The sequence below is a fragment of the Lacinutrix jangbogonensis genome, assembly GCF_000797445.1.
Lineage (GTDB): Bacteria > Bacteroidota > Bacteroidia > Flavobacteriales > Flavobacteriaceae > Lacinutrix > Lacinutrix jangbogonensis.
Map to the genome: position 1 here is coordinate 1 of NZ_JSWF01000042.1, position 10833 is coordinate 10833.

Here is a 10833-nt window from a genome sequence, read left to right on the forward strand (position 1 = left end):
TTTTTGTTTATTTATTAAGGTCGTTCCCTAGCGGTTGAGCAACTTTATAAATATTTTTTTAGTCAGTTTCTTTTTCCCTAGATCAGTAATTAAATTTTTGTTTTTTAACAAAGGAAATTTCTAATCCGCCAGTTTCCGTAAAATCAAATCTGAGCGCTTTATTTTTTTGGTTGTTGAATTTCTAAGAATAAAAAATTCGGTTTATAGACAAAGGACAGTCCTTTTTTATAATGGTCTGTAAAATATATTCAAAACCTGCCCACAACAAAGTATAAAATTAATTGCTTGGTTATTGATTACTTACGAAAGTCCAAACAGACTTTCTTGGTTAGTGGTTTATTTAGTAAATTAGTGGTCTAAATACGCAACTAATCTTATACAACACGTTGGCAACAAGCTAAATAAAACGACAATGAAGAACTTCAATCTTTTCGGGAAAACCAAAAGGCAGAGCTCAAATTCTGAATCTGAAAAATCGGAATTTGAAAAAATTAAGGTTTTTAAAAGCTTGCCAAAAGAACAATGGAAACCAGCTTACAACGAGCTGAATATAATAATTGGTGCTAACCTCAAAGAATACGGATTTAAAAAGAAAGGCAGAAAACATTATCGACTGACAAATGACTTGTTGGAAATTATAGACATTGATAATCGTGGAAGTTGGTCCGGAGCGAGAGATGATATTGAAATCCGAATTGGATTAGTTCCATACTGTTGGCAAGGTTTGACAACAGAACATTATTTAGTTGGTTCAAAACCAATTGAAGAAATTGACAAGACCATCAGAAATCATTTTAGAATTTCAAAAGAATATTTGATTTTAGCAGATTATATATCAGGAAGAATTATAAAAAATATTCTTCCATATTTTGAGAAATATAACTCGACAAAAAAAATAACAAGTCAACCCTATATTTTTCCTTATAAAGCTTCACATTTGACATTTGATACTTACAATAGTCATTTGTTAATTCTGTTTGCCGAAATCAAACAACACAAAGCAAATAAATCAATTGAGATTCTTGAGAAATTAATTGAAGTCAGCACACATTTCGAGAATGAATTGGAATTAAAAAAGTGGACGGAAATTAAAACTCTGATTGAAAATAATGACTGGGAATTAATAGACAAAATATTAACTGAAAACGAACATAAAGAATTAAACAAACTGAAAATAAAGCCTGTTGCCAACACCGTGTATAATTAATTGCTTGGTCACTGCCGACTTACGAACATTCCTGCGGAATATTCTATCTGTGACTTATTTACTAATTTAGTTGCTTAACCACGCAACTAACCATACACATCACGTTGTGGGCAAGTACTCAATTAAAATATTTAAGCTTGATTTAAGGGGTTTAAAATTTAATTTCCGCCAAAGTCTGGTATAAAAACCCAATTTTTTTTGGCACACAAAAACAAAAATTTTAGCTAAGGTTTTGGTTTATTTATTAAGGTCGTTCCCTAGCGGTTGAGCAACTTTATAAATATTTTTTTAGTCGGTTTATTTTTCCCCAGATCAGTAATTAAATTTTTGTTTTTTAACAAAGGAAATTTCTAATCCGCCAGTTTCCGTAAAATCAAATCTGAGCGCTTTATTTTTTTGGTTCTTGAATTTCTAAGAATAAAAAATTCGGTTTCTAGACAAAGGACAGTCCTTTTTTATAATGGTCTGTAAAATATATTCAAAACATGCCCACAACAAAGTATAAAATTAATTGCTTGGTTATTGATTACTTACCAAAGTCCAAACAGACTTTCTTGGTTCGTGTTTTATTTAGTAAATTAGTGTTCTAAATACGCAACTAATCTTATACAACACGTTAGCAACAAGGCAAAACAAACATTGAGCAAACCAAGAAGAAAAATACAACCGAACGAACAACTGATTTTACATTCAGAGGTTAATGGGATATGTCCGCTTTGTCCGACAACCCTAGTCTATGAAAAAAATGGAAAAAATCAGAAAGGGTTTGAGATTGCTCATATTTATCCCTTAAATCCACTTCCCAAAGAAGTGATTCTCTTAAAGGATGAACAATTATTGAATTCGGATTCAGACCACGGAGATAATTTAATTTGTTTATGCAATCCTTGTCATAAAAGGTACGATAAAGATAAAACTGTCGAAGAATATCGGGACCTTTTTAAAATAAAAACGGATATTATAAAAAGAAAAAAGGAGCAAAATATTTGGTCTAAAACAAGTATTGAAATCGAAATTTTCGAAATAATAGAATTACTTGTTGCAAAAGATTTGGAATTTGAAGACAACCTAGAATATAGTCCAAAAACGATTGACAATAAGACAAACGAAACAATTACTGTTTTAACAAAAAGAAAGATACATCGAAACGTGCAAGATTATTTTTATAAAATAAGTGATAAGTTTAAAGATTTGGATTTTATAGAACCAATGACAACAGAAATTATTTCGTCACAAATAAAAAATCATTATTTACAGCTTAAAAAACAAGGAAGTAATCAAAAAGAAATCTTTGATGCAATGACAACTTGGTTACAAAAACAAACTAAACAAGATAATCGTGAAGCTTCAGAAATAATAATATCGTACTTCATACAAAACTGCGAAATATTTTAAAAATGATTTATCCAAATAAAAATATTCGTTTCGAAGAATCTATAATTTATAAGATGATATCCGTTTTAGAACAACGTGAAAAACTAACTATAAATATTCACGAATTATACAATGAAACTAAAACCAAATTCAAAAGCACAGACGAATTTATAATCTCTTTAGACGTGCTATATGCTTTAGATATGATAAATGTAGACTTTGAAAACGAAAATATAGAATATGTTAAAAGAAATTAAATGCGACAAATTTATTGAGCCCATAATTGAATTCAATAATGGATTAAACTCAATTTTAGGAGATGATATTTCAACCAATTCAATTGGTAAGTCTACATTTTTGATGATTATTGATTTTGTCTTTGGTGGCAATACTTTCATAAATAAAAATTCAGGAAGTATTGAGTATTTAGGAGATTTCACATTCAAATTTAAATTCAAGTTTGGTGACGATAAATTTTATTTCTTGAGACAAACTGCAAATCCAGATATTGTAAGTATATGTGATGAAAATTATAATCCACTAAACGAAATATCAACTAAAGAATATACATCGCTACTTTTAGAAAATTATGGTATTGCCTATCCACAAACATCATTTAGAGATATTGTAGGTTTATTTTCCAGAATTTGGGGAAAAGATAATTATAGTGTCGATAAGCCTTTATTATCATTTTCAAAGGAAGCAGACGAGATTTCAATTTCTAGAATCATCAAACTGTTCGGTCTTTACGATAAAATTGTCGAGACATCTAAAAAGTTGAAAGACAAAAAAGATTCAAAGAAGTTTTTAATTGGTGCAATAAGAAAAAATTATATTCCAAAGATAACAAAGACCACTTTTGAAAAAAACAGAATACAACTAGAAGATATTGAAAAGGAAATAACAAATATTAAAGAGAATATTTTAAAATTCACTTTAAACATTGAAGAACTCACGAACAAAGAAGTTATTGAACTTAAAGTTGAAAAAAGTAAACTTTTAAAAGAACAGTCGCTCATAGTCAATAAAATTAAACGCCTTGATTTAAACTTAAATCAAAAAAGAATAAAAAGCAAACATCTAGATAGATTATCAACATTTTTTGAAAACCCTAATGAAGAAAGAATATCCGAAATAGAATCATTCCATAATAAAATTAGTTCAATATTAACAAGAGAAATAAAAACAACAAAGGACCTTCTAGAAAAAGAAAACGAATTTTTTAACGAAAGAATAGAAACAATAGATTTTAAAATTTCTGCATTATTAAGTAACGTTAGTAGTCCAAAATATATCGTTGACAAAATTTATGAACTAACGATTGAATCTAATAAATTGAAGAATGAAAATCGTTTTTATCAAGAAAAAATTGATATCACCGAAGAAGTGAAAGAAATTGAAATTGACATTGACGGATTAATTGGAGATATTCTAAACGAAATTGAAGTTAAAATTAATAAGGAATTAATAGAGATAAACGAGAAAATTCACGCTAAAGGTAAAAAAATACCTAAAATTAAATTGGGAAGAAAATCATACAAATTTGACCATTCATCAAATACAGGAACAGGAAAATCTTACGCAGACCTTATTGAATTTGATTTAGCAATTTTGAAACTAACAGTACTTCCATTTCTAATACACGACTCTATTTTATTTAAAAATATAGAGGATGTAGCAATAGATAAAATAATTGAACAATACGCGAATTTTGAAAATCAAATTTTTATTTCAATTGACGGAATAAACAAGTATAACAATAAATCTAGAAAAATACTGAAAGAATCAAGCGTGTTGGAATTATCAAAAGAAAGAAAGTTATTTAATGAAGATTGGAGCTAAAGCCCAGTTGCTAACACCGTATAAAATTAATTGCTGGTTTTAGCTTATTTACGAAAGTTCTCACAGGCTTAAAATCTGTGTTTTTTTACTAACTTTAGTGCTTAAAACACGCAACTAACCTTATACCAAACGTTACCTGCAAGCTGATGAGCAACCTAAAAAAAATAACGCCTTTTCTAATAATTGGAATTCTTTCCATCGTCTTTGCTATTTATAAATGGATTTATGATAGTAACGGATTAGGAATGATATCTGTTTATTTACTATTCATTGTTGGAATAATTGCGCTTTTAGTTGACTTTGGATTTAGAAAGTGGCTGAAAACGTTTAAAAAAATAGCTTTTATTGAACTTATTATAATCGGAATATTGATTTCAGCTAATCAGTATAAATACAATAGAGTAAAAACTCTCGAAATCCCAACTGATTTGAGCAATCAATATGTGACCATAATTTACGGAGTTAACGGACAGCCTGATTTAGAAATAACGGACTTTACTTTGTCAAAAAACATAAAGATTCCCGATAATGGAATTTTAATGACTTCAACTGAATATGATATAGATTTACCCAAAACAAAGATTAAAACTACCGATAATGAATATTTTAAAACCAAAGAATCGAATATGACTTTTGGACAATTTGGTGGAAAATTAAATCACAACGACAAAGTTTATAGATTTAGAAGTTGGCAGATTGGAGAAAAAGAAAATTGTTGTTCTCATACTGGAGAGGAAATGAAAATCTATCAAACGGTATTAAAAAAAGAATTAAGAAATAAAGCCAGCAGGTAACACCGTATATAATTTATTGCTAGTTCTAGCCTACTTACGAAAGTCCTCGCGGACTTTCTTGGTCGGTAATTATTTACTAAATTAGTTGCTTAAAACACGCAACAAACCATATACAACAACGTTGTGGTGCATAATGACCCGTCCTGAAATAAGGCTACATAATTTTAAACATTATGTATAGAAATGACAAAGTAATTAGACGTTACAGTGAACCTTTTAAATTAAAAATTTTAGCCGAACTTACAATCGGAAAACACACAAAGAGCGAACTTTGTAAGCTCTACTCTATTGCACCTACAACAGTTAATGTGTGGATTAAAAAGTACAATCGTAAAGACTTAATGAATACCAGAGTAAAAGTGGAAACTAAAGACGAAATATCTAGAATTAAAGGGCTACAAAAAGAGATTGAACAGCTTAAAAAGCTACTTCTTAAAAAGGATCTCGATGCTATGGTGCAGGATTCTTATCTTGAAGTAGCTGCTGAAGATCTTGGCTATAAATCAGTTAATGAACTAAAAAAAAAGCTAAGTATAAAGCCTTAATTAAAGCTAAAGAGAAATCTAAGAGATTTGCTTCTCTTTCAACTATAGCTAGTTGTTTTGGACTTAAACGAGATGCGTATTACAAATACAAATCTAGAGCTGATAAGCATTTAGAACTGGAACAACAGATTATAAACATTGTTAGAAAAAGACGCAAATCTCTTCCTAGAGAAGGTGTGAGAAAACTTGTGAAATCATTAAACATAGATTTTACTAAAGCCAATATTAAAGTTGGTAGAGACACGCTATTTAATATTCTTAGAAAACACCAAATGCTAACACTTAGAAGGAAAACCAGCGCCAGAACAACGAACTCATATCATCGGTTTTATAAGTATAACAATAGTATAAAAGACCTAGAAATCACAAGACCAAATCAAGTTTGGGTTTCTGATATAACATACATTAGAACCGTAAAAGGATTTTGTTACTTAGCTTTAATAACTGATATGTATTCTAGGAAAATAGTGGGTTATGACCTGAGTGACAGCTTGGAACTAAAAGGATGCGTCAGAGCACTTAATAAGGCTATTTATCAAGCTAAAAACATTAAAGGACTCATACACCACTCTGATAGAGGAATACAGTATTGCAGTAATGTATACACACAAATACTCAAAAGAAAAAAGGTAGACATTAGTATGACCGAAGAAAATCATTGTTACGAAAACGCCATGGCAGAACGTGTAAATGGTATATTAAAAGATGAGTTTTATCTAGACCAAACCTTTGATAACCCAGCACACGCAAAGAGAGCTGCAAAAAATGCAATTAATTTATACAACGAAGTAAGATTACATTTATCTTTAGATTATAAAACACCAAATATGGTATATCAATTATCAGCTTAATTCAATTTTAACCTGTAGCCATATTTCAGGACAAGACACTGGAATTCAGCGTATTAATTAGGCTTAAAGTAGGTGATAATATTCACAGAGCCTATCAATCATACATTTTTGAATATAAGTATAACAAACTGTAACATTTTGATAGAGATATTGTCTTTATTTAAACTTTTAAAAATGAGAAAATCACTATTATTCAATTTGCTATTCCTGTTACTAATTATTGGATGTAAAACTGATAAAAAACAGCTTCAAACTCCAGAAGGATTAAAACAAGAAGAGTACAGAATAGCTAATAACAAGAGCACTTTGAGTGATGAATATGTTATTGCTATAAATGGAGAACAGCCGCGATTGGCGAAAGTTACCGCAATATTACATCCAGATGGGAATGTGATTCAAATGAACGAATTTAATGAACATGGGCTAAAAAATGGTTGGGCCACCTATGTTCAAAACCTTCAAGTAAAAGATAATCACGGACGCGCTCTTAAAGTAATAGCTAAAGAAAATAGTCAATGGATTCTGCAGGATTATAAAGAAGGATTTATTAAACTATCATATCAAGTTCGTCTCGAACATGATTTACTTGTTCCTGCTATTAGAGGTGGAGACAATGGAGCAGCTTATGCAAATGATGATGGCGTTATGTGGGCTGGGAGAGCTTTATTTATTGGAGGTAAGCCAACTACAAATATTGGTATTCGATTTGATTTACCTGAGAATTGGAATGTCACCACCCAATGGAGGAAGTTAACCGATGCAGAAAACACTTTTACGGTAGACAAAACCAATGATTTATTTTATTCGGCATTTTTTGCAGGCACACATAAGCAAACTGAACTTACTACTGGAAACATTTCCTTGAATATTGCCATGTCTGGAGAATTTACAGATGAGATGTCTACTAAGATAAAGAAACAAGTTGAGAAGTATTTTGAATATTACGGCAATAGGTATAAGTCTCCGTTAAAGGCTCAAATGGTACTTATAATGGGCGATAGAAGTTATGGAGGCGGTGAGGTAATGGGCAAGGCCATATCAATTTCTCTAAATCCTGAAACAAAAAAAGAGATGGTTATCAACAATGGTATGACGAATAGAACATCACGTCTTATTGCTCATGAACTTTTTCACAGTTTTGCTTTTGACCAATTGGAGGTTGATGATTCTGGAGAAAATGCGCCATTATATGAATGGTTTAATGAAGGTTTTGGAGCTGAATATGGTGCTTTTTCAGCTTTAGTACGAACAGAGGTTTTTACAGAGGCTGAGTTTTTAGATGGAATTATTTACAGAATGAAAGAGTATCAAACAGAAGTTGATGGTGAATTAACACTAGTAACTGCAGGTAATGACAAATTTAAATATTCCACAACCGTTTATTGGGGTGGGCTAATGGCTGCTATTTCACTAGATTTTTTAATTCGTGATGAAACTAATGGGAAAAAGAATTTAGATGACCTATGGACATACTTATTAAGGACATACCCTAAAAATGGAGAAGCATTAACGCTGACTAAGATTTATGATGCTACTCAAAGATTGTATGGGAAGAAAATATCTGATGCACTGGTGAATTATACAAGTTCTCCTAATGAGATTCCTTTTTTTGAAAATGCAAAGCTTATGGGGCTTAGCTATGAAAATAAAAAAATGATTCTTTCGAAAAATGCAACTGAAAGACAGCAAAAATTGTGGTTTGACTTTTTAGATAAATGATATTTTTTAGAATTCATAAATATATGATTTTAGTCTAAAATTTATAGGTTATAATGCCATTATGGAAGTCGAAAATTAAAAAAAATGAAAAGGTAGAATAGAAAAAGAAAAAAAGCAAGTAGGTAACAATGTGTATAATTCATTGCTTTGGCAATTACCTACTTGGAAAATTCCTCGCGGATTTCCCTCTGGCTCGTTCCTTTTTGCTAAATTAGTTACCTAAATACGCAACGAAACCATACACGAACACGTTCTGCTTAATGCGACAAAAAATCCCACAAACATTATATATGGACTTTTTTTTGTATTTTTGGTACACATTAATAAAGTACGAGACAAAATGCACCATATTAAGAAACTTGAAAAATTACCACCAAAAAGAGAAAAGGTAGAAACCTTAGAAATACTTAGACAATTAAGTAAATCTTCAAAAGCATTAGGAGAATTAAAAGGAATTGCTCAAACAATGCCAAATCAAGCAATGCTAATAAATGCAGTTGTTCTTCAAGAAGCAAAGGACAGTTCTGAAATTGAGAATATAATTACAACACAAGATGAATTATATAAAGCATTAGCAATAAAAACAAAACAACCTTCTCGAGTAAAAGAAGTAATTAATTATAGAAAAGCCATCTTTTTAGGACACGAACTACTTAAAAATCAAGGATTTCTAAGATTGAAAAATATTGAGTTCTTACAAAAGACAATTATCGAAAATAATGCAGGAATAAGGAGTATGGCAGGAACTGTTTTGAAAAATGACAAAACGGGAGAAATTGTTTACACTCCTCCACAAGAAAAAGATGAAATATTAGATTTATTAGGTAATTTCCTAGACCATTTTAATATATTAGAAGATGATTTCCCTCCTTTAATAAATTTAGCCATTTTACATTACCAATTTGAAAGTATTCATCCTTTTTATGACGGAAACGGAAGAACAGGTCGAATATTAAACATTTTATATCTAATAATAAATGACTTACTTGACATTCCTATTTTGTATCTAAGTTCTTATATAAATGAATATAAATCCGAATATTATCGATTATTAAATAAAGTGAATAAAACTGACGAATGGGAAGAATACATCTTGTATATTTTAAAAGCAATTGAAGTAACTTCAAACAGAACTATTGCTAAAATAAATGCAATTAAAAACTTACTTTCGGATACAATCCAAGTTGCCCAAGAAAAAGAACCGAAAGTATATCGAAAAGAACTTATTGAATTACTTTTTGAACAACCTTATTCCAAAATTGAGTTTGTAGTTGAAAAACTAAATGTGGAAAGAAAAGCAGCATCAAGGTATTTAAAAAAAATGGAAGAAATTGGAATAATTACATCTCAAAAAATAGGAAGAGAGACTATATATGTGAATAAAAAACTAATCGAAATATTAAAAAAACACTAAGCACAACAATCTGTATAATTAATGGCTACATTGTGCTAAATTTAAAGTTCAGTACGTTTAATTAACTTTTGTTACAATTTGGAAAATACGACATTTTAAAACGCAACAAACCATACACGAGACGTCAGACTGTCTAAAAACTGAGCACTTAAATATTGGTATAAAACATTGATAATTTGTATCTTTAGTTATGAGCTACATTCAAGGTTTTAACAGAAAACAAGCCGTTTTAATTCCCGAAACAATAGAACAATTAATAGCAGAAAATAATCCTGTACGCTTTATTGATGCCTTTGTAAATTCACAAGATGTTGTTGCTTTGGGGTTTAAAGATATTCGGTTTAATAAAAATGGTCGCCCGCCATTTCATCCAAAAGATTTATTAAAACTTTACATCTACGGCTATCTTAATAAAATAAGATCTTCTCGAGCATTAGAAAAGGAATGTATTAGAAATGTGGAATTGATGTGGCTTATAAAAGGACTTGTTCCAGACCATAATACCATCTCTAATTTTAGAAGGGACAATCCAAAATCCATTAAAAAAGTGTTTAGAGCCACTGTAAATATTGCTAAGAACCTAGACCTTATTGGAGGTGTTTTACTTGCGGGTGATGGAACCAAACTTAGAGCACAAAACTCCAAGAAAAACAATTACAACCAAAAGAAAATTGATAGACATATTGCCTACATAGAAACGAAGCTTGCTCAATATTGTAATGCATTAGAAACTGCTGATGGTGATAAGAAAAAAGTGATTGAAACAAAAATTGCCAAACAAAACAAACACAAGAAACAGTATCAAGCTATTGAAAAACAATTAAAACAAACAGGTGAAAAACAATTCTCTAGCTCAGACCCAGAAGCTAGACAGCTTGTTATTAGAGGAGTTGTTACCGAAGTTTGTTATAATGTACAATCTACTGTAGACCATAAACATAAAATCCCTATTGATTACGATCTCACCAATAATAACGATAAGCACGCTATGACTTCCATGGTAGAAAATGCGATTGAAATAGTGGGTAACAACACCTTTGATGCTGTATTTGATAAAGGTTATTATACTGCGGAGCAAATTCATAAA

10 protein-coding genes are annotated in these 10833 nt (G+C 30.3%); all 10 read left to right on the forward strand.

Annotation, left to right across the window (positions count from 1 at the left end; translation table 11 throughout):
• Positions 1-412 precede the first annotated feature (412 nt).
• The gene (locus RH82_RS15850; RefSeq protein WP_034062224.1) at positions 413-1207 is read left to right on the forward strand and encodes a DUF4304 domain-containing protein; all 795 of its coding nucleotides are present in this window, start codon (positions 413-415) and stop codon (positions 1205-1207) included.
• 639 nt (positions 1208-1846) lie between these two features.
• On the forward strand, positions 1847-2602 hold the full coding sequence (locus RH82_RS15855) for an ABC-three component system protein (protein ID WP_034062227.1): 756 nt from the start codon (positions 1847-1849) through the stop codon (positions 2600-2602).
• A 2-nt stretch (positions 2603-2604) separates the two neighbouring features.
• A complete protein-coding gene (locus RH82_RS15860; RefSeq protein WP_034062228.1) occupies positions 2605-2838 on the forward strand; it encodes an ABC-three component system middle component 7 in 234 nt (77 codons plus the stop codon).
• Positions 2822-4423 carry a DUF2326 domain-containing protein gene (locus RH82_RS15865; RefSeq protein WP_034062230.1) on the forward strand — a complete coding sequence of 534 codons (1602 nt, stop codon included), beginning with the start codon at positions 2822-2824 and terminating at the stop codon, positions 4421-4423. Before RH82_RS15860 ends, RH82_RS15865 begins: the two co-directional genes overlap by 17 nt.
• 146 nt (positions 4424-4569) lie before the next feature.
• Positions 4570-5217 carry a hypothetical protein gene (locus tag RH82_RS15870; RefSeq protein WP_034062233.1) on the forward strand — a complete coding sequence of 216 codons (648 nt, stop codon included), beginning with the start codon at positions 4570-4572 and terminating at the stop codon, positions 5215-5217.
• Positions 5218-5390: 173 nt separating this feature from the next.
• A complete protein-coding gene (locus RH82_RS15875) occupies positions 5391-5762 on the forward strand; it encodes a transposase (RefSeq protein ID WP_034060699.1) in 372 nt (123 codons plus the stop codon).
• On the forward strand, positions 5762-6613 hold the full coding sequence (locus RH82_RS15880; RefSeq protein ID WP_034059239.1) for an IS3 family transposase: 852 nt from the start codon (positions 5762-5764) through the stop codon (positions 6611-6613). The genes RH82_RS15875 and RH82_RS15880 overlap by 1 nt, the downstream gene beginning before the upstream one ends.
• 198 nt (positions 6614-6811) lie before the next feature.
• Positions 6812-8332: a M61 family metallopeptidase gene (locus RH82_RS15885; RefSeq protein ID WP_156112515.1), complete on the forward strand. Its 1521-nt coding sequence runs from the start codon at positions 6812-6814 to the stop codon at positions 8330-8332.
• A gap of 340 nt (positions 8333-8672) precedes the next feature.
• Positions 8673-9746, forward strand: coding sequence for a Fic family protein (locus RH82_RS15890; RefSeq protein WP_034062237.1), 1074 nt, complete (start codon positions 8673-8675; stop codon positions 9744-9746).
• 190 nt (positions 9747-9936) lie between these two features.
• A partial coding sequence (locus RH82_RS15895) for a transposase (protein ID WP_034062239.1) occupies positions 9937-10833 on the forward strand: 897 nt, incomplete at its 3' end.

Coding starts and splice junctions, on each gene's coding strand:
- RH82_RS15850 (WP_034062224.1), top strand. CDS start 413: ATGAAGAACTTCAATCTTTTCGGGAAAACCAAAAGGCAGAGCTCAAAT.
- RH82_RS15860 (WP_034062228.1), top strand. CDS start 2,605: ATGATTTATCCAAATAAAAATATTCGTTTCGAAGAATCTATAATTTAT.
- RH82_RS15865 (WP_034062230.1), top strand. CDS start 2,822: ATGTTAAAAGAAATTAAATGCGACAAATTTATTGAGCCCATAATTGAA.
- RH82_RS15870 (WP_034062233.1), top strand. CDS start 4,570: ATGAGCAACCTAAAAAAAATAACGCCTTTTCTAATAATTGGAATTCTT.
- RH82_RS15875 (WP_034060699.1), top strand. CDS start 5,391: ATGTATAGAAATGACAAAGTAATTAGACGTTACAGTGAACCTTTTAAA.
- RH82_RS15890 (WP_034062237.1), top strand. CDS start 8,673: ATGCACCATATTAAGAAACTTGAAAAATTACCACCAAAAAGAGAAAAG.